This window comes from Asanoa hainanensis (genome assembly GCF_900188485.1).
GTDB classification, from domain to species: Bacteria; Actinomycetota; Actinomycetes; order Mycobacteriales; family Micromonosporaceae; genus Asanoa; species Asanoa hainanensis.
This window is the reverse complement of sequence record NZ_FZPH01000005.1, coordinates 384,953-405,025: the sequence shown is the minus strand read 5'-3', so window position 1 is coordinate 405,025 and position 20,073 is coordinate 384,953. Positions and strand designations below refer to the sequence as shown.

15 protein-coding genes are annotated in these 20,073 nt (G+C 70.5%); 11 read left to right on the top strand and 4 right to left on the bottom strand.

Annotated features, from left to right (window positions below; all coding sequences use genetic code 11):
• Positions 1 to 251 precede the first annotated feature (251 nt).
• The 4 genes from CHC05_RS15850 to CHC05_RS15835 are packed head-to-tail and all read left to right on the top strand — an operon-like array spanning position 252 to position 3,856.
• Positions 252 to 1,259, top strand: coding sequence for an ArsR/SmtB family transcription factor (locus tag CHC05_RS15850; protein WP_089249371.1), 1,008 nt, complete (start codon positions 252 to 254; stop codon positions 1,257 to 1,259).
• Positions 1,260 to 1,305: 46 nt separating this feature from the next.
• Positions 1,306 to 2,295, top strand: a complete 990-nt coding sequence (locus tag CHC05_RS15845; protein ID WP_089249369.1) for an ABC transporter ATP-binding protein — start codon at positions 1,306 to 1,308, stop codon at positions 2,293 to 2,295.
• A complete protein-coding gene (locus CHC05_RS15840) occupies positions 2,292 to 3,065 on the top strand; it encodes an ABC transporter permease (RefSeq protein WP_245870882.1) in 774 nt (257 codons plus the stop codon). The genes CHC05_RS15845 and CHC05_RS15840 overlap by 4 nt, the downstream gene beginning before the upstream one ends.
• A 14-nt stretch (positions 3,066 to 3,079) precedes the next feature.
• Positions 3,080 to 3,856, top strand: coding sequence for an ABC transporter permease (locus CHC05_RS15835; RefSeq protein ID WP_245870880.1), 777 nt, complete (start codon positions 3,080 to 3,082; stop codon positions 3,854 to 3,856).
• Here CHC05_RS15835 and CHC05_RS15830 read toward each other — a convergent pair whose 3' ends face one another.
• Positions 3,857 to 4,396, bottom strand: coding sequence for an AAA family ATPase (locus tag CHC05_RS15830; protein WP_218824555.1), 540 nt, complete (start codon positions 4,394 to 4,396; stop codon positions 3,857 to 3,859).
• 68 nt (positions 4,397 to 4,464) lie between these two features.
• On the opposite strand from CHC05_RS15830, the gene CHC05_RS15825 reads away from it, so the two are divergent.
• From CHC05_RS15825 to CHC05_RS43035, 4 genes are all read left to right on the top strand, one after another.
• A complete protein-coding gene (locus CHC05_RS15825) occupies positions 4,465 to 4,929 on the top strand; it encodes an NUDIX hydrolase (RefSeq protein WP_089249365.1) in 465 nt (154 codons plus the stop codon).
• Positions 4,930 to 4,991: 62 nt separating this feature from the next.
• Positions 4,992 to 6,128 carry a radical SAM/SPASM domain-containing protein gene (locus CHC05_RS15820; RefSeq protein WP_179266203.1) on the top strand — a complete coding sequence of 379 codons (1,137 nt, stop codon included), beginning with the start codon at positions 4,992 to 4,994 and terminating at the stop codon, positions 6,126 to 6,128.
• 11 nt (positions 6,129 to 6,139) lie between these two features.
• A complete protein-coding gene (locus CHC05_RS15815) occupies positions 6,140 to 7,126 on the top strand; it encodes a zinc-dependent alcohol dehydrogenase (RefSeq protein WP_144022611.1) in 987 nt (328 codons plus the stop codon).
• Between the two features lie 4 nt (positions 7,127 to 7,130).
• Positions 7,131 to 9,560: an NB-ARC domain-containing protein gene (locus CHC05_RS43035; RefSeq protein ID WP_089249359.1), complete on the top strand. Its 2,430-nt coding sequence runs from the start codon at positions 7,131 to 7,133 to the stop codon at positions 9,558 to 9,560.
• Positions 9,561 to 9,566: 6 nt separating this feature from the next.
• Here the strand turns inward: CHC05_RS43035 and CHC05_RS15805 are convergent, their stop codons facing one another.
• Positions 9,567 to 11,141: an SMI1/KNR4 family protein gene (locus CHC05_RS15805; protein ID WP_144022610.1), complete on the bottom strand. Its 1,575-nt coding sequence runs from the start codon at positions 11,139 to 11,141 to the stop codon at positions 9,567 to 9,569.
• Positions 11,142 to 11,229: 88 nt separating this feature from the next.
• On the opposite strand from CHC05_RS15805, the gene CHC05_RS15800 reads away from it, so the two are divergent.
• Both CHC05_RS15800 and CHC05_RS15795 read left to right on the top strand, forming a co-directional pair.
• Positions 11,230 to 13,635 carry an NACHT domain-containing protein gene (locus CHC05_RS15800; protein WP_089249355.1) on the top strand — a complete coding sequence of 802 codons (2,406 nt, stop codon included), beginning with the start codon at positions 11,230 to 11,232 and terminating at the stop codon, positions 13,633 to 13,635.
• Positions 13,635 to 13,952 carry a hypothetical protein gene (locus CHC05_RS15795; RefSeq protein ID WP_144022609.1) on the top strand — a complete coding sequence of 106 codons (318 nt, stop codon included), beginning with the start codon at positions 13,635 to 13,637 and terminating at the stop codon, positions 13,950 to 13,952. The genes CHC05_RS15800 and CHC05_RS15795 overlap by 1 nt, the downstream gene beginning before the upstream one ends.
• A gap of 1 nt (position 13,953) precedes the next feature.
• On the opposite strand, the gene CHC05_RS41470 is transcribed toward CHC05_RS15795, so the two are convergent.
• Entirely contained in the window at positions 13,954 to 15,915 is a 1,962-nt protein-coding gene (locus CHC05_RS41470; protein ID WP_218824554.1) for a sensor histidine kinase, read from the bottom strand.
• Between the two features lie 154 nt (positions 15,916 to 16,069).
• On the opposite strand from CHC05_RS41470, the gene CHC05_RS15785 reads away from it, so the two are divergent.
• Complete coding sequence (locus CHC05_RS15785; RefSeq protein WP_089249351.1) at positions 16,070 to 19,519, top strand: ThuA domain-containing protein; 3,450 nt, start codon at positions 16,070 to 16,072, stop codon at positions 19,517 to 19,519.
• A 47-nt stretch (positions 19,520 to 19,566) separates the two neighbouring features.
• On the opposite strand, the gene CHC05_RS15780 is transcribed toward CHC05_RS15785, so the two are convergent.
• Positions 19,567 to 20,067 carry a hypothetical protein gene (locus CHC05_RS15780; RefSeq protein WP_144022608.1) on the bottom strand — a complete coding sequence of 167 codons (501 nt, stop codon included), beginning with the start codon at positions 20,065 to 20,067 and terminating at the stop codon, positions 19,567 to 19,569.
• Positions 20,068 to 20,073 lie beyond the last annotated feature (6 nt).

Genomic DNA, 20,073 nt, shown 5'->3' with positions numbered 1-20,073 from the left:
AATCTCCTCGAACAGCTCACACACGTCGTGGACTGCGAGGACGACCCATAAGGCCGCGGTACCACCCCGCTTGGTGATCAAAGAACGACCACCCGCTCGTTGTCGGCTGTAACGGGCCGAACCCGTCCGGTTCTACTGGGATCCGAAGATCCGTTCTTCCGGAGGCTCACCGGTGATGGCCGGGTCGTCGCCAATTGCACACAAGGCTACCTGACCGGTAACAACGACCGCGCGCGACTTATTCTGCCCCCGTGATCCGGATCGAGTTCGACGCGCCGACGCTCGACCGCACCCGGATCGCGATCAGCCCGCTCTGGGAGACCATCGACGCGCTCTATCTCCTCGACCGCAACCCCGGCGGGGTCCCGTGGCCCTACGAGCGGTGGGCGGTGCGGGCGCACGAGGCGATCCGGGACCTGCCGGGGGCGGCCCGGGCGGCGGCGCTCATGCGCGAGTCCGGCTCGCGGTCGCCCGACTTCCTCGCGCCGATCCCGCCCACGCCGGCGCCCACGATCGAGGACGAGCTGCACGCCCTGGCCGCGACCCCACGCAGCGTGGTCGAGGAGCAGCTGCCGGCCTACTACCACGATCCGCCCGCCTGGATCCGGCCGTTCCGCGACGACCCGGGCCGCGCCTTCGCCGCGCTCGCCGACGACCTCGCCGCGTTCTGGGAGGCGGCGATGGCGCCGCACTGGCCGGCGATGCGGGCCGCGCTGGACGAGGAGGTCCTGCACCGGGCCCGGGCGCTGGCCGCAGACGGGCCCGACGCGCTGCTCGCCGACCTGCACCAGCGGGTGATCTGGGAACGGCCCGTGTTGACCCTGGTCAAGCCGCTGGACCAGGCGTTCTCGGCGGTCGACAAACGGCTCCTGCTGATCCCGTTGATCTTCTCTCGGGGCGCGCTGATGTGCTCCACTGACCATCCCGAGGTGGTCGCCGTCTCCTACCAGGCCCGGGGCGCGGCCGTGCTGGCCGAGGGGCGCCCGGAGCCCGCCCCGGACCGGCTGGCGATCCTGATCGGGCGCGGCCGGGCCGCCGTACTCGAGGCGCTGTCGCGGCCGTCAACCACCGCGGGCCTGGCGGCGACCCTCGGCCTGGCACCCAGCACCGTGTCGGAGCACCTGGCCGCGCTGACCGCGGCCGGCGTGGTCAACCGGCGGCGGGCCGGCCGGCGGGTGCTCTACTCGCTGGAGCCGGCCGGGACCGCCCTGCTGCACCTGCTGGCAGACGACCCGTCCCGCCGCCAGCATTCGGCCTGAGCCGAATTCATTTCCCGACCCGCGTCGCGCACCTAGCGTCCCCGGCATGGCTCTCGCGATCGAGGCGCGTGATCTGCGCCGGACCTACCGCACCCGCACCGGGTGGCTCAACCCACGGCGACTGGAGCTCGACGCCGTCCGCGGCGTCGACCTCGACGTCCGCCGGGGCGAGCTGTTCGGGCTCCTCGGCCCGAACGGCGCCGGCAAGACCACGACGATCAAGATGCTCAACACCCTGCTCATCCCGACCTCGGGCAGCGCGCGGGTGTGCGGCTTCGACGTGGTTTCGCAGACGAGGGAGGTACGGCGGCGCATCGGGTACGTCTTCGGCGGTGACCGCGGCCTCTACGACCGGCTCTCGGCGCTGGACAACCTGCGGTACTTCGCGGAGCTGTACGGGGTGCCGGCGGCGCGGCAGAAGCGGCGGATCGGCGAGCTGCTGGAGCTGGTCGGGCTGACCGGTCGCGAGCGGGAGCGGGTCGAGGGCTACTCGCGGGGCATGCGGCAGCGGCTGCACATCGCCCGCGGGCTGCTGCACGAGCCCGAGGTGCTGTTCCTCGACGAGCCGTCGATCGGGGTCGACCCGGTCGCCGCCCGGGAGTTGCGCAACACGGTCGCCGGCTTGGCCGCCACGGGGACGACCGTGTTGCTCACCACCCACTACATGGCCGAGGCGGAGGAGCTCTGCGACCGGATCGCGGTGATCGCCGGCGGCGAGATCCAGGCGCTGGGCACCCCGGACGAGCTCAAGCACCACGCCGAGGGGCGCCGGGTGCTGGAGGTGCAGGCGTTCGGGGTCAGCGACGCGCAACTGGCCAGGATCGACGGGCTTCCGGGGGTACGCGAGGCGAGCGTCGACGTCGTCGGCACGGCGCAACTGGTGACCGTGCAGTCCGACGCCACGGTCGACGTGCAGGCGGACGTGCTCCGCCTGCTGGACGGGGTGCGACTGGGCCGGGTGACCGCGCGGCAGCCGACACTCGAGGACGCGTACGTCGCGATCGTGGGCCGGTCACCCGTCGGGGCGGCCGCGTGAGCGTGCTGCGGTTGATCGGGCGCGCGACGCTGCTGCACGTCAAACAGCTCAGCCGGTCCCAGTTCGAGATCGCGACGGCGCTGTTCGTCCCGCTGGTCCAGGCGACCCTGGCGGTCTACCTGTTCCGCGCGGGCACCGAGCCGCACCGGCTGCTGGAGGCGGCGGTCGGCGCGGGAATGATGGCGGTCTGGAGCTCGGTCCTGTTCGGGTCCGGCGGAGCGATCCAGAACCAGCGCTGGCAGGGCACGCTGGAGATGCTGATGCTGGCTCCGCGCCCGCCGGCGCTGCTGGTCTTCCCGATCACGTTGGCGACCGCGGTCACCGGCACGTACGCCATGATCGCGACCCTGCTCTGGGGTGGTCTGGTCTATCGCATCCCGCTGGACGTGGCCGATCCGCTGGCCTTCGCGGTCTCGGTCCCGGCGGCGATCCTGGGCCTGGGCATGTTCGGCCTGCTGCTGGCGTCGACGTTCGTGCTGCTGCCGAACGCGAACGCCATCAACAACACCCTCGAGTACCCGATCTGGCTGGTCTCCGGGATGCTCGTGCCGATCACGGTGTTGCCGGGGTGGACGGGCCCTGTCGGCGCGGTGCTGCCGACGACGTGGGCCTCCCGCGCGGTGCGGGAGTCGGTGACGGGCTCCGGCCCGGTCTGGCCGTCGCTCGGGGTGTGCCTGGCGCTCAGCCTCGGGTGCCTCGTCGCCGGCGCGCTCGTCATGTCCTACGTGGAGCGTCGCGCCCGTGCGAACGCGACCCTCGCCCTAGCCTAGAGATTGGCCTGCCCGTGCGCCTGCTCGCCGTCGGAGGCGTGATCGCCTACCGCGCCCTGTTCAACTGGACCACGCCGTCGATGTTCGTCGGCACGCTGCTGGTCGGTCCGCTGTTCCAACTGCTGTTCTTCGCGTACCTCGGCCGGCAGTTGGGTGTCGCCGACGACTCCTTCTACATCGTGGGCAACGCGGTCCTGGCCGCGTCGACGGCCTGCGTGTTCGGCGGGACGATGGCGGTGTCCAACGAGCGCCGCTTCGGCACGCTCGGGCACGTGCTGCTCTCGCCGCGGCCGCGCACCCTGGTCTTTCTCGGGCGGGCCATCCCGTACGCGGGGAACGGGCTGTTGATCGCCGCCTTTTCCCTCGTCGTCGGGTCGGCGCTGCTCGGTCTGCGGGTGCCGCTCGCGGCGGTCCCCGGGCTGGCGGTGACGCTCGCGGTCGGTGCGCTGTCGTGCGCGTTCTTCGGACTGACGCTGGGCGCGCTGGGGCTGCGGTTCCGGGACGTCTGGCTGGTCTCCAACGTGTCGGTCTCGCTGTTGCTGCTGCTGACGGGCGTCAACGTGCCGGCCGACCACCTGCCGGGCTGGATGCGGGTGGTGGGCGGCGGGCTGCCGATCACCCACTCGGCGGAGGCGGCCCGACGGCTGGTGGACGGCGACGGCTTCGGCGCGGCGCTGCCTTCTTTGTCGAAGGAGGCCGCGGTGGGCGCGGCGTACGCGGTGACCGCTGCCCTGCTGCTCAAGGTCTTCGAGGCCGAGTCCCGCCGCCGGGCGTCGTTGGACACCCTCTGATCACTCGATCCGGTCGAGCGCGAACCTGAGCCGGTCGGCCACGTCGGTCCGCGGCAGCTCGACCAGGTCGTACCCGTATCCCTTGTGCACCTCGACGATCGCCGCATGGATCCGCTCGGCGTGTTCGAACGTCTCCCATCGTTCGCTGTCGCGCCGATAGATCTCCCGCCACGGCGGTGCGACGAGGACCAGGGGGTCGTACCGGAACCTGGCCGCCGCGGCGTCCAGGTGCGGGGGAACCACCGCGCCGCGCGCCTGCTTGTAACCGGCGATGCAGGGAATGCCGTGGTCGAAGAAGACGGTGCCGCCAGTGGTGCGGGCGGCGGCGTGGGCGCGCATGCCCCAGGCCAGCACCAGTTCGTCGAACAGGTCCGGATCGGACCACGGAAGAGCGGGACCCCCGACGAGCACCTGGTGCCGCACGATCGCCCGGCCCGCCTCCTCCGAGGTGCCGAACCCGGCGCGGTGCAGCTCGTCGACCAGGGTCGTCTTGCCGGTGCCCGGACCACCCGTGACGATGACGAGGCGGCTGCGCGACATTGACATTTCACTCCCCTGCCGATGGTACGGAGACCCGGTGACGCCCGTCACGCGTGGGAGCATGTGGAATGCGATCCGCTCGTCACTTCACCGCCGCGGCGATCATCCTGGATGACCGCGACCGGGTGCTGCTGGTGAGTCACCACAAGATCGGCCTCTGGATCTATCCCGGCGGCCATCTCGAGGCCGACGAGGACCCGGTCGAGGGGGTCGTCCGCGAGGTGCGCGAGGAGACCGGGTTGCGGGTCGAGGTGATCCGGGCGAAGAGTTTCGAGCATCCGGCGATCCGGGTCATTCCGCCGCCGTTCGCGATTCTCGACATCGACATGAACGCTCCGTCGTCCGAAGCGCACCGGCACATCGAGCTGGTCTACGTGTGCCGGCCGTTGCGGGGAACCCTCACGCCGCGGCTCGCCGAGGTCGGCGAATGTCGCTGGGTGCCGGCGCTGGAGGTCGGCCGCCTGGAGACGCCGACCGAGCTGCCCGACCTCGTGCTGGCCGCGGTGAACTGGGTCCACGCGGCGGATCTCTGACAGATTCGCGACCTTCCGTGCTGTCGCACCGACATGCCAACATGGGAGATCGGGAGGCGCGCGTGACCACACTCGACAACCTCACGATCTCGTTGACCCTCAACTGCAACCAGGGCTGTCAGCACTGCTGGGTCGACGCGGGCACGGCCTCGGCCGGCGAGCTCGACAACGCCGAGGTGGCCGAGGTGCTGGCCCAGGCGCGCGGGCTCGGCGCCCAGCACGTCAAGTTCACCGGTGGCGAGCCGCTCGTCCGCAAGGGCTTCGGCGACGTGCTCGCCATCGCGTACGACCTGGGCTTCCGGATCTCGCTGGAGACCAACGGCACCGGCCTCACCAGGCCTGTCGTGGACCGGCTGCACCCGTTCTTCGACCGGTTGCACCTGTACGTGAGCCTGGACGGAGCCACCGCCGAGGTCCACGACTCTTTCCGCGGCCAGCCCGGGGCTTTCCGGCGTACGGTCGACAACCTCCGGATCCTGCGGGAGCGCGACGGCTACTTCTCGATCCACACGGTCACCCGCCGGCAGAACCTCGCCGAGATCCCGGCCATCCTCGACCTGTCGCGACAGCTCGGCGCGTCGCAGCTCAAGTTGATCCTGTCGGTGCACGACCTCGGCCGGGGCCGCGCGATCCAGGCCGAGGCGATCACCCACGACGAGCTGTTCGCCCTGCTGGACGCGCTGCCGCCGCAGCGGTTCTGGGACTACCGCTGGAGTCCGTCGCGTTCCCGTGACACGGTCCTGATGACGACGCTGCCACCGGCGTTCCAGCCGACCGGCACGGCCGTGACCTGCGGCTGGGCCTCGTCCTACGTGGCGGTGCTGGCCAACGGGGACGTCGCGATCTGCCATGGGATGTACGACGTCGACGAGGCCAAGGCCGGCAACGTACGCGAGCGGCCCCTGACCGAGTTGTGGGAGTCGAGCTCGCTGTTGACCTCGCTGCGGTCGTGGCAGGCCGACGACCTTCGTGGCGTCTGCGGCAACTGTGCGGTGGCGGAGAGCTGCCGTGGCCTGTGCCGGGCCAACGCCATCGCGCGCTACCAGGACCTGCGCGCGCCGTACCCGCTCTGCCAGACGCTTTATGCGGCGGGGCGTTTCCCGACCGAGATGCTGCGGGATCCGACCCGCGACGCGACGTACGAGCCCGGTGGCCGTCGGCTTCTGCCGGTGCTGGGCGGCGGGTGCGCCACCTCGTGAGGCAGGCGGTGATGACGGCCCCGTACGAGGTCGTGGTGCGGTCCGCGCCCGATCCGCCGCGCGGCCCGGACCAGGTCCTCGTCGCCGTGGGCGCGTGTGGGCTGTGCACCTGGGAGCAGCGGGTGTTCCGTGGCGTGCGACCGGAGTATCCGCTGCTCGGCGGGCACGAGGTCGGGGCCGTCGTGGTGGCCGCACCGGCGGACTGCGGTGTCGTGGCGGGCGACATCGTGGCCGTCTCGCTGCTGCCGCGCTGTGGCCGGTGCCGCTACTGCCTGGCGGGACGATCGAATCTGTGTGCTTATGCCGCGGCGCCGCATTCGGACGGGCCCGGGGGCCTGTCGGAGCTGCTGGTCGTGGAGCCGCGCGACGTCTACCCGGTCGGCGGCTCCTGTGCTGAGGCCGCGTTGGTCGAGCCGCTCGCTTGCGTCGTGCACACCGTCCGGCGCACCGGCTGCCAGCCTGGAGACGTCCTGGTCGTCTTCGGAGCGGGGTTCACCGGGCTGCTGCATCTCGCCTATGGGCGGGCGCTGGGGCTGCGCACCGCCGTCGTGGCGGCTGAGCGGGCCGAGGTGCCTGGTGCCGACCTCACGGTCGGCTCGACCGAGCCGGCTGCGATCGTCTCAGCCCTGCGCGACGCTTTCGACGTGCCCGGGGCGGACGCCGCGGTGGTCACCCGCGGTGGCAGCGCGGCGGTTCGCGGCGCGACGGAGGTCGTGCGATTGGGTGGCGTCGCGATCCTGTTCCAGTCCGTCTACGACCGCGAGCCGATCTCGCTCGACCCGGCCCGGCTGCGGTCGCGCGAGATCATGGTCGGTGGCGCGGTCAGCCACACCGAGCGGGACTTCGAAGCGGCGGCCGCCATCGTGCGCGACGGCGGGATCGACCTCGCTCCGCTGATCGACCGCACGTTCCCGCTCGTCGCCGTACACGAGGCGTTCGAGCACGCGGTCGCCAACCCCGGACGGCGCACGCTGGTCGTGCCGAACCACGGACGGTGAGCTCATGTTCGTCGACCTGTTGGCCCGCGGTGTCGAGGCGGTCGTCGGTGCCCAACTCCGGCGTCGTGACTTCGACAAGCGGCTGCGCTCCTCCATCGACAAGGCAGTGCTCCGCTACCGGAGCGGCTACGGCCTGGTCGATCCGACGATGGTCGACCTGCTGCTCGACCAGGCACCGGTGCTCGACCTGCCGACGGTCGCGGAGGCGCTGCAGGAGATGGTCTTCTTCCCGGCCCGTACCCACGACGGGTCGAAGGACGCGTTCACCCAGGCGGTCACGCGGTTCAGCCCGAAGACCGACGAGGCGCGGCTGGACCGGGCCGTCGCCGAGCTTGTGCGCTGCCTGCGCGACGAGCTGCAACACCTGCCGGAGCTGCAGCCCTCGTTCGCGCTGATGTACCAGCAGCAGCAACTGGAGGCGTTGCGGGCTTTCGAGGTGCCGGCCGCCTCGCCTCCGGCTCCGCCTGCCGTTTCGCACAACCTGCCGCATCGCACGTACACGCGGCTCGTCGGTCGTGACGACGAACTGGCGACGGTGCTGGCCAGGATGGAGCCCGGCGACCGGACCTGGGTCGTCGTCATCGACGGGATCGGCGGGGTCGGCAAGACCTCGCTGGCGCTCGAAGCCGCTCACCAGCTCGTCGCCGACCAGGGGTTCGACGCCGCGGTCTGGGTCTCCGCGAAGCGCACCATGCTCACCGGTCACGGCATCAGCGAACGCGAGCCCGAGCTGGCCGTGCTTCGCGACCTCTTCGAGGTGACCGGCTCGGTGCTCGGTCGGAAGGAGCTCGTGCAGCTGCCGATGCGGGAGCAGCGCGCCCTCGTCCGCACGCTGCTCAGCGGACCGACGCGGGTCCTGCTGGTGCTCGACAACCTGGAGACCGTCGACGACGAGCAGATCCTCGCCTTCCTGCGCGAGCTCCCGCAGCCCGCCAAGGCGATCGTGACCTCCCGGCACCGGATCGACGTGGCGTACTCGCTGCGCCTGCGCGGTCTTCCCGACGACCAGGCCGTGCAGCTCGTCGCCGCGGAGGCCGGCCAGCGCGGAGTGGTCCTCACCGACGCGGAGACGCTGTCGCTCACCCGCAAGACCGGCGGGGTGCCGCTCGCGATCGTCTGGAGCCTGAGCCTGATGGGCCTCGGGCACTCGGCCGAATCGGTGCTGCGCCGGCTCGGCTCGGGCCACAGCGACATCGCCGCGTTCTGCTTCGCCGAAAGCCTGCGCACGCTGGAAGGCACCGACGCCCTGCGCGTGCTCGCCGCGGTCGCCATGTTCGAGGCCCCGGTGGACCGTTCGCTCCTCGGCCGCGCCGCTGGGCTCGGCGAGGATGTCGTGGCCCGCGACGACTCCATCCAGCTGCTGACCGAGCTTTCGCTGATCAACCTCCAGGACGGCGCGTTCAGCCTGCTGCCGCTCACCCGCACGTACGCGACGCGGCTCATGCAGGACCGCCCTGAGCTGCGCGACCAGGTCACGAACGCCTGGATGGCGGCGATGCTCGCGATCGCCACCGAGTACCAGCTCGCGGACCCGACCTGGCGCGACCTCAGCCGGCTGCGGACGATCGGACCCCACCTGCAGGCGGCGTACCGCTGGGCCCGGGCCCACGACCAGCCGCACAACGCCCTCGTGCTGGCCGGAGCCGTCCTCGCCGACCTCGACAGCAACGGCCGCTGGGACGACCTGATGGCCGTCTGCGCCGAGGTCGAGGGCTACGCCCAGGCCGTCTCGGCGCGCCACCTCGTGGTCAACGTGGCCTGGTACCAGAACTGGATCCATGGGCAACGCGGCGAGTTCGAGGCGGCCTGGCGCGCCCTCGACCGGGTCGACCACCTGCCGATGGAGCCGGAGGAGCGGCTGCGCCAGCTCACCCTGCGCGCCCAGACCAGCCGGCGCGAACGGAAGTTCACGGACGCCGCGTCCTATCTGGAGGCGGCGAAGGAGCTCGTGCCGAAGCTGAGCCAGCCGGCGAGCTCGGTGCTGGTCGCGCACATGGTCTTCGAGCAGGGCAAGCTGGCCCGCGACCTCGGCGACTGGGACGCGGCCGAGCGCGCGTTCCGGGAGACGGGCCGGGTCTTCGACCCGGAGGCCGCGACCCAGGCGCTGGCCGACGGCCTGACCCCCGCGTACGACGTGGAATGGACCGTGCGGGTGTTGGGCAACCTGGGCGTGGTGGAACACCGGCGCGGCAACCTGAGCGCGGCGAGCGCCCTGCTGGACCGGGCCCTGTCCTACACCCGAGCCCACGGCAGCGTCTCGAACCTGGCCACGCTGCTGATCCGGCGGGCGGACGTCGAACTGGACCTGGGCCACCTCGACGAGGCGGACCGCACCCTCGCGGAGGCCCGCCTCCTGGCAACCCGACTACGCATGCGGGACGAGATCGCGGAATGCGAACGCCTGACCACCAAACGCGAAGGCTTGGCGTCCTGACCGGGCTCAGCGCGGTCCGCGGATCGTGCGGTGTCGCATGGTTGGCTGGCCCGCGCGCCGCATCGCGTCGTGCCACTCGGCATCAGCGACGTTTCCTCGGCCGCCCAGCCTGGCGGCGGCCAGGTTCTTCGGGGTCCATCCGGTGGCCAGGAGCTCCTGCCACTGCTCGGCGTCGAGGGTGAGGACCCGTAGCGCGGGGAGGTTCGCGATCGCGGAGACATCGGCGACGACCGCACCGGCCAGATCGAGGCGCACCAGGTTCGGCAGCGCCGCGAGTGCGGCGATCTGAACGGGTGCTTCGTTGCCAGCGAGGGTCACGTACCTCAGGCTCCGCGCCGTCGCCAGCCGTTCCGGTGCGAAATGTTCGGCTGTCACGTCGACCTGCTCCACCGGTAGGCCCGGTGGGATCGCCAGGTCCACGTGCGTGGCCTTCTGCCGCACGTCGAGGACGCGGATGGCGCGTAGGTGCGGCAGCCCGGCCAGATCGGTCAGGCGCAGCCGGTCGGCCCGACGGAGGTGCACGAACTGGATCACCGACCGATCAGCGGACGCGGCAACCAGGTCAGCGAGGTCGGAACCGTCGAGGTCCAACAGCCATTCGTGCGCCGGCGGGTTCGGAGGCTCCCAGTCCGGTGTCGCGACGACCTCGTGCAGGAGCTGACGGACCGATCCGGCGACGTGAGCGATCGGGCCGTCGACGTCCCGGCCGTACGAGAGTATCTGCCCGTAGGTCCCGGACCCGGCCGGGTCGAGGTCGACGACGGCGTAGTTCCCGCCATGGTCCGGCGCGAACGTCACCCACCAGTCGCTGCGGGAAACCCGCCGCACGTGCCCGTACGGATGGGTCTCGAAGACCACGGGGATGTCCGCGAAGAGATCATCGTTCCAGCCGTACGAAGCGGGACGGTCCTCGTGGTACCACGCGACGACCCGCTCCAACGGCGCCGGGCTGAACGGGCCGAGCAGACCGCTCTCCTTGCCGTCGTCGTGGATCACCCGGTACAGCGCGCGGAGGTCCTCCGGCAGGCGCACGCCAAGCTGATGCTCCGCGGCGAGGATCTCCGCTTCGCGGTAACCAGGTCCGAAGTCCGGTGGCGCGCCACTGCGCCTGGTGTGTTCCGCGACGAACTGCTCCACCAGCGTCCGAACCTCGACGAGCACGTCCGGATCGGTCGGTCTCCCGTCATTGGCGGCTGCCGCCGGTCGGAGCATCCCGGCGGGCGGGTGGTCCGGATATCGGTACTCGGCGTCGCGCACCACCATCGGTTCCAGCGCGGGCAGAACACCGCCGTGACCACCCGCGTGGTAGTCGACCGCGTAGCCGCCGGCCGGTTCCCCGCTCAGCTCGACGACGAACGCGCCGTCGACACCCGTCGCGGACCTGAGCCGGGCCAGCAGGCCGTAGACGTCGGTCCCCGACGACGCACTCCAACGACCGATCAACGCCGCGTCGCCGGCATCGTCGTAGGTCTGGCTCTGGTGACCGTGCGCGCTCAGAGACGCCCGCATCGAACCGACCCGCACAAGCCCGGCAACGAACGCGGCCCCGACCTCGTGCATAAGGGATTCGACCTCGTCCACGGCCGGGATTGTGCCACGCCACAACGCTCGACACTGCCGCCAGCTTCGCGAGCGCCCTTACCGTGCGCGACTCCGTAATCGGCGATTGGTGGGCCTGGACGCCGACGAGTTGGGGATCGTCCTCGCTGTCGCACTGCCGTTGTTGGCACTGGTCTCGCGCCGGGCGCGGGTCCTTCTCCGGCACGCCCGTGGCCGTGTCGCTCTGGCGCTCGGTCGGCCGCAGGAACGGTACGGCCGATGGTTCCTCGCGGAATACGGAGTCCTTCGCAACATCTACCTCAACCAGGTGGAAACTCTGGATCTGGCGGACTCCTACATTTCGCTGTCTGTGCAAGTCGAAGGCGAAGCCAGCGCGGCCCAGGTGCCCGCGACCACGCTGTTGGCGGAATTCGGGCCGCGGCGAATAGTGATCGTCGGAGACCCTGGAACCGGCAAGTCGACCCTGCTCAAGGCTTATGGATCGGGCCTTCTCCGCCGCACTGCCGGAAACAGCGAGCTGAACCTGTTCGGTCGCACCAACGAACTGCCATTCCTGATCACTCTGCAGCGGGGCCGGGTCGTCGTCCTGCTCGATGGACTCGACGAGATCTCTCCACCGGCCTACGAAGCGGTGCGGTCCGCCATCCACGCGTTCGTCACGGCGGACGAGCATGCCGAACTGCCGACCTCGATGGCGCGGGTGGTCATCACTTGTCGCAGACAGACGTACCGGCAGATCGAAGACGACTGGATGGCCTGGTTCTCCTCGACGTCGTACGCCATCGCCGCCCTTCGCGACGCGGACATCGAGCGCTTCGTCAACCGGCGCGCCGCGCAGTTCCCCGCCGAGCGGCCCGCCGCCGCGTTCCTCGCCGACGTCCGTGCCTCCGGCACGGTCGACCTGCACCGAGTCCCGCTGATCCTGACGATCTCGGTCGGCCTCTACACCCAACTGACCGCGTACGAGATCCCGCACTCGGTCGGCGCCTTCTACGACGAGATGGTGCGGGAGCTGTTGCGCCGCCACGACTTTCGCGCCGAGAACCAGCTTCGCATGAACCGGTACCGGGCTGAGGACAAGCACCGCTTCTTGCGCGAGCTCGCCGTGCACCTGGCGCGAACCCGCTGGTCGCCGTTCGCCGATTTCACGTACGGCGAGATCCTCGAGTTCTGCTCTGCCCGGCGGGGAACGGTGCCGCGGCTGCGTGACGACCGCGACTTCGTCGACGAGATCATCGACAGGTCAGGTCTGCTGATCCGCACGACCGACGCCGGCCATTTCGCCTTCGCCCACCGTGCCTTCCACGAACATCTCGCGGCGGCGCAGCTCGCGCGGGATCCGCAACTCGGCTGCACCTTCCTGTTGGAGCACGCTCAGAACCCGGAATGGCGGCAGGTCATCCTGCTGTTCTGCGGCGAGAACCACCCCTACGTCGCGCCCTTCCTGCAGGCGCTCGCCGACGAGTCCGTCGAACTGGCCTGCCACTGCCTCGCCACGGCGGAGGTGTCCACCGACGTGGCCGCCAGCCTGATCGACCAAGCCAGGCAGCTGTCGCTGTTGCCGGCGATCATGGAGACAGTGAAGTCGCCGGTCACCGATACCCGGTCTCTGGCGTTCGAGGCTCTGCGATCCGAGCTTCTGTGGATCGCACAGCGGGCCAGCCCGGCCGAGCGACGCCGCATCTTCTCCGGGCTGTTCGGCGGGCATCTTCCCGTCGCCGGCAAAGTCCTGCTCGCCATGTCGGACCACGCCACACCCGAGATGGCAAACGCCATCGCCGAGCTAACCGCCACGTTGCCCGACGACGAACCGACGCTTGTCGCGCCGTTGTGGCACTGCCTCGCGATTCCCGATCTGCACCGGCGGAGAACCACCGCGCAGCAGATCGTTGAACGGCTCCTGCTGCTCGCGATGAACCGGGAGTGCGCCGAGACGCTGGAACGTCTGCCCGCGTTGCGTCCCGCATGGGTCGCGGACGCCGATCGGACGGCGGCCTACCCACTCAAGCGAGGCCTACCGGCCAGCTCCAACCTCGTCAGCCTGCTCGGCATGGGCCACGCGCTGCGGGTGTTCGACCTCCTTCCCCGAAAGAACCTTTACCTGACCGCGTTGGCCGAGCCCGGCCGTCCACTCGCGATGATCGAGACCTCCCCGTTCTGGCTCAAGCTGAGCCCGCACCGGGTGGTGCAGGTCCTGTCCTGGAGCGCCTTCATCGCGGCGCTGGTCGGCAATCTCGCTGTGGCCAGGCTCGCCTACCGCGGCGGCGTCGACCTGCGGCAGGCATTGCTGCCGCTCCTCGTCAGCCTCGCCGTGTTCACCGTTGTCGTGGTCGCGACCAGCATGTGGGCGACCCGGAGATTCGTCGACCACCTGTACGCCGCCCCCTTCACACGATGGGTGTACCTGCTGCCGACGACGGAGTCGGCATTCAGTCCGTCCCAGGTCGAACGCTCTGGCTCCTCGTGGCAACGCGGCCACGCCACCTCACGGCGCGACACCTGGTGGCCTGGCTGATGGCGGGCCCAGCCGTGCTCGGCGTACACCTTTTCGAGACAGCGCTCTATGCCGTACCCATCGGGGCGGTGCCGTGGTTCTCGTCCTGGTTGATCCCGTTCGTTCTGGTGCCCGTGCTGGTGTTGCTCTACTGGCTGCCCTCGACCGAGCTGTGCGGCCCGCACACGACGCGCGCTTTCCAGTCGTCCCGCCGCTTCCTCGACATCTACCGAGATCCGGCCAGCCGCCACTGGGTCGTGCCACCCTCGGGAGTCCGGCCGCTGCACAGCCGGTCAGCCCTGGACGGGCGGAACAACCGGCAGTCCGTGTCGCATTGAGCTACTTCGGTAGCGGCACCCAGAACTCGACCTCGGTGCCTTCCGTCGGGGTGCTGTGGATTGTTGTCGTGCCGCCCAGGTCCGCTATTCGGCCGCGCATCGACTGCGCTACGCCGAGTCGGCCCGCCTCCGCCGCTTCCGACGGCCGCTCCGGTTCGAAGCCCACGCCGTCGTCGCGGACGGTTACGCGTACGCCGTCTGGTTCGTGCTCCACCAGCAGCCACGCCCGCGCTGTCGGGCCCGCGTGTCGGCGGACGTTGTCGAGGGCCGCCTCCACCGCCGCCGTCAGCTCTGTGACGACGTGTGCCGGCAGCACGATCGGCTCGGCCGGCGCCGAGACCTCGACCACTGTGGACGCCAGGGCGGACAGCGCGGAACGGAGGTCCGCCTCGACGCCGGGACGGGCCACCGCGGCACCACCCGTCAGCAGCGTGCGCAGGGCAACCTCCTGTTCGCCGGCCAGCGTTGCCAGTTGGGTGCCGGTCGCGCCCAGTTCCGGGCCCTGGCGCTGCACCAGGGCCAGCACCTGGAGGACGCCGTCGTGGATTGGGCGGGCCAGTCTGTCCCGTTCCGCGGCGGCGGCCTCCTGGCGGATCAACTCGGCTCGCTTTCGTTCCGCCCACCGCTCCGCGATGTGGTGCGCGACACCGATTCCACCGATCGCCGCGCCCGCCGCCAGCAGCAGGACGGCCGACGTGGTGAGGTGGGAGACCGGGTTCAGGTACGACGACTCCGGCAGGCCGTTCTCCCGCACGTAGGTCACCTGGACCGTCTGCAGCCCGCCGGCGGCCAGCACGCCGACCAGCGGGCCGAGCACGGCCGGGATGGCCCCGCGCGGCGCGAGCACCGGCGCGGTCGCGCCGGCGACGGCGGTGCCCGCCGCCGTGACGAGCACGAGCAGCAGCACGCCCGGCACGACGCTGTGCTGGTCGGCGAGCTTCGCCGGCTGGCCGGTGGTCGCCGCGTGTGCGATGAACAGCGCCGTCGCCGCGGCGGCGGCCAGGGTCGCCGCGGCCGGGATCCGCCAGCGGCTGCTCGCCGCCGCCGCGCCGATCGCCGCCCCGGTGAGCGCGCCGAGCCATCGCAGCGGCCCGACAAAGGCGAGCGCGCTGTACGCCAGGAGCAGCGGCGTCGCGACCGCTACCTGGGCTGTGGCGACCGCGATCGCCGCGGACAGCGACCACAGCCCGGTGGCCGCCGCGAGGCACAGCCCGACCGCCAGCGTGATCGCGCCGGCCACCGCCACGGCCACCAGGGGATGCCGGTACACGGCCGAGCGGCTGACATCCAGCAGCCCGGCGATCCGATCGGTGGTCAACAGCGACAGCGGCAGCACCAGGGACAGCGCCAGGCCGGCCGCGATGACCAGGCGCAGCCGTCGCCAATGCCACGGGGAGGTGTCCGGTGGTCCGGCCGCCATGGGGTCGCCGCGGCGGAAACGCCATACCGCTGGTGCGAGCAGCGCGAAACCGGCCACGATCATGCCCGCGTGCCAGGCCGGTCGGGTCAGGTCACCGCGCAGCCAGCCGGCTCCGACTATCGCGGAACCGAACAGCCGCGACCCGAACGCCAACCCGACCAGGGCCGCCCCGAGCCCCGGCGAACCGTTGCTCAGCAGGCCCTGGGCAGAGGCGAGGACACCGACCACGGCAAGGGGGTACGCGCACGCGTGCGCGAGGGACAGCAACGTCGGGTGTGCCATGGTGGTCAGTGGGCCGAGGACGAACGGGGACCCCAGCAGGCCGGCCACCAGCAGCAGGTATGGCCACCAGCGCAGCAGGCACAGGCCGGCCACCGTCACCACGATCGGGGCGAGCGCGAGCAGCCAACCCCGGCCGTGGAACTCCGGCGCGCCGCGGGTGGCGATGAACGGCGACACCTGGGCGTACACCGGTGACGTGGCCACGGCGAGGAACAGGCACCCGCCGAAACCAGCCGCGAAACCCCACCACCGCCACGTCATGGCGTCGATCATCACCGAATCGACGACCGCGGACCTGAGCCCATGTACTCAGCCAGGTCCGGCATTGATCCCGACCTATTGATCCCTTACGCTGAGCGGGTCGGCGAACGCACAGCGCTATCCCTTACCCGTCCCCTGCTTCGGGAGCGCCCGCATGAGTCGCCGTCGTCCGCTATTCCGAGCCTTCGCCATTGTCGCCGCCCTCACGCTCGCGGTGACCACCGCGATCGTCGGGCCGGCCAGTCCCGCCAGTGCCGCGCCGCGGTTCCGGGTGCTGGTGTTCTCCAAGGTCACGAACTTCTACCACGACTCGATCCCGGCCGGTATCGCCGCCGTGCAGCAGCTCGGCGCGGCGCACAACTTCGAGGTGGAGGCGACCACCGACGCGGCCGCGTTCACCGACGCCAACCTGGCGAGGTTCGACGCGCTGGTCTTCAACAACACCAACTCGACGCCGGAGGCGGGCGCGTTGCTCAACGCCGCCCAGCGCGCCGCACTGCAGACCTTCGTGCGGGCCGGTGGCGGCTGGGTCGGCCTCCACGCGGCGAGTGCCAGCGAGCGCGACTGGACCTGGTACGACGGCCTGGTCGGCACGATCTTCGACGTACACCCGGATTTCTCCTCGACCGGTGGCGTCTTCCCCGGGCGGATCAAGGTGCTCGACCGGGCGCACCCCTCGACGCGGAACCTGCCTGAGCTCTGGGAGCGCAGCGAGGAGTGGTACAACTGGCGCACCAACCCGACCGGTCGGGTGCACACGCTCGCGCAGATCAAGGTGCGCGACGGCATCCCGGGCCTGGACGAGGGCGTCGACCACGCGTACTCGTGGTGCCAGAACTACGACGGCGGCCGGTCCTGGTTCACCGCCGGCGGGCACTCGATCTCGTCGTTCAGCGAGCCGTTCTTCCTCGACCACCTGCGGTACGGCATCGAGTGGGCGGCCGGCGGGGTCGCCGGTGACTGCAGCGCCACCCAGAACAACAAGTTCCAGCGAGTGCCGCTGGTGACGCAGAACCTCGCCGACCCCTTCGAGCTGGCCGTCGCCCCGGACCGGCGGGTCTTCTACATCCAGCGCACCGGCGCCGTGAAGGTGATCGACCAGAGCACGCTGGCGGTGACCACACTGATCGACTTCGCGTACACGCCGGCGCAGACGAGCCAGTCCGACGGGTTGCTCGGGCTCACCATCGACAACAACTTCGCGACCAACAACTGGATCTATCTACTGTGGTCGGACAAGACGCTCAACCAGCTCAACCTCTCGCGGTTCACGGTGACCGGGTCGACGATCGCGCTCAGCTCGGAGAAGCGGCTGCTCACCATCCCGACTCTGCGCGGCGAGGCGCGGGCCAACTCGCACATGGGCGGCTCGATCGCGATGGGCCGGGACGGCAACCTGTACGCGGGGATCGGCGACAACACCGACCCGTTCGAGTCCAGCGGGTACGCCCCGATCGACGAGCGGGCCGGGCGCCGGGCCTTCGACGCGCAGGGCACCGCCGGCAACACCAACGACCTGCGCGGCAAGATCCTGCGCATCCGGCCGCAGGCGGACGGCACGTACACGGTTCCGGCGGGCAACCTGTTCGCGCCGGGGACAGCCCGTACCCGATCGGAGATCTATGCGATGGGGATGCGCAACCCGTTCCGGATCACCGTCGACCCGCACACCAACGCGGTGCTGGTCGCCGACTACGGACCCGACGCGACGGCGGCCAATCCCAACCGCGGGCCCGAAGGAACGGTCGAGTTCAACCGGATCACCAGCGCCGGCAACTACGGGTGGCCGTACTGCGTCGGCAACAACACCCCGTTCAACGACTACAACTTCGCGACCTCGACGTCCGGCCCGGTCTTCAACTGCGCGGCGATCGTCAACAACTCGCCGAACAACACCGGCCTGACGAACCTGCCGGCCGCACGTCCGGCATTGGTCTGGTACGCCTATTCGGCTTCGAGTCAATTCCCGGAGGTGGGCACCGGCGGCGGCGGCCCGATGGGTGGCCCGGTCTACGACTACGACCCCGCCAACCCGCGCCTGTCGAAGTTCCCCGAATACTTCGAGAACAAATGGATCGTGTACGAGCTGACGCGCAGGTGGTGGAAGACGCTGTCCGTCAACCAGACCGCGCAGACGTTCAGCGACCCGCGGTTCGGCCCGACCAGTGTCGGCGGGCTCCAGTCGATCAACACGATCTTCACGGGCATGAGCTGGATCCAGCCGTTCGAGGCGGAGTTCGGGCCTGACGGGTCGCTCTACGTGATGGACTTCGGGGCCGGCTCGGGCAGTGGGCGCGGTGGCACGAACGAGGGCGCGGGCATCTATCGCATCGACTACGTCGCCAACGGTGTGCCGCCCGTAGCGGTGATGACCGCTAACCGCGACTCGGGTGCGGCGCCGTTGGCGGTGACGTTCTCGAGCGCCGGCTCGTCCGGAGCTCTCAGCTATGCGTGGGACTTCGACGGCAACGGGAGCGTCGACTCGACCGCCGCCAACCCTTCGTTCACCTATTCGACTCGGGGCCGGTTCACCGCGCGGCTCACGGTCACCGGCGCCGGCGGGCTCACCGCGATCGCCACCACGGAGATCACCGTTGGCAACACCCGGCCCACCGTCACGATCAACATTCCGCACGGCGGCTTCTTCGAGTTCGGCGACCGGATCCCGTACACGGTGACGGTCTCTGATCCCGAGGACGCCGCCATCGACTGCAGCCGGGTGGTCGTGCAGACGTTGCTGGGCCACGACGCGCACGCGCATCCGCTCGACAACTATGTCGGTTGCTCCGGCACGCTGGTCACCGAGTCGGGCGGCGGCGACGGGCACGGGCCGGGCGCCAACCTGTACCAGCTGGTCAGCGCGCAGTACACCGACGCGGGCGCGACCGGCGGCATTCCGGCGCTGACGGGCTCGACCCAGATCGCGTTGCAGCCGCGCAGCACGGAGGCCGAGCACTTCGACGCCCAGTCCGGGGTGAGCATCCTCGACCGGCCCGCGGCACAGGCCGGACGGCGGCTGGGCGACCTCGACAACGGCGACTGGATCAACCTGGGTCCGGTCAACCTGACCGGCATCAGCGGCGTGACGGTCGGCGCGTCCTCGGGCGGCACGGGGGGCACGATCGAGTTCCGTGCCGGGTCAGCGACGGGCACACTGCTGGGCACGGCGACGATCAACAGCACGGGTGGGTACGACAACCTGATCTCACCCACGGTCGCCCTGACCAACCCCGGTGGCACCTTCCCGCTCTATCTGCGGTTCGTGAAGGCCGGCCAGACGGGCGATCCAGACATCATGGCGCTGGACTGGCTGCGCTTCAACGGCCGGGGAGTGAAGGTCGAGACGGGGGCGACGCTGACTGTCAGCGCCACGCCGAGCTCCGGGACCCGACCGCTGACGGTGGCCTTCACCAGCACGTCGACGGCGCCGCCGGGCCGCACCATCGTGGACCGGGAGTGGAAGTTCGGCGACAACACCGCGTCGGTCCACGCGGCGACGGCGAGCCACGTCTACTCCCGCGCCGGCACGTACACGGCTTGGCTGACGCTGACCGACAGCGTCGGCGCCACCCACTCGAGCAGCGTGACGATCACCGTGAGTTGAGCGCCTGACCGGAGCCGCCGCCCTCGTCGCGGGTGGCGGCTCCGCGGTCAACGGCCCAGAGCGCGGAGATCCGCGACGACGGCATCGTCGATGGGCCGGGCGATCCAGGTGCCGCCGTCGTCGCTCGGCTCGTCGAGGCAGACGTACACCTCGTCGTGTCCATCATGGACGACGATGTAGCCGCCGTGCTGCAGCAGCAGGCGCTGCCGCTGGAGGTCCTCCAGCGTCCGCGCGTGCCGGAGGCGGACGCCGCCGTCCTCGTCCCGGTCCGCCAGGTCGGCGTAGATCCTGATCAACCGCTTGCACGGCACATAGGTGGTGTATTCGTCGTTGCCGGCCTTGTCCCACATGACCGCTTCGCAGTTGGGGCAGGAGTACAGCCGGGTCAGGGCCGCGGTGCGCACCTGCTGAAGCTCCCACTCGTCCGTGGTGGCCGCATCCGTGAACAGCAACTTGCCCGTCGCCCAGTCCGGAAGGACCTGGAACCCGTCATCGGGAATCGGCGACAGGTCATGAACGTACCTACAACGACATGGCAAGTTCGGCATGACCGT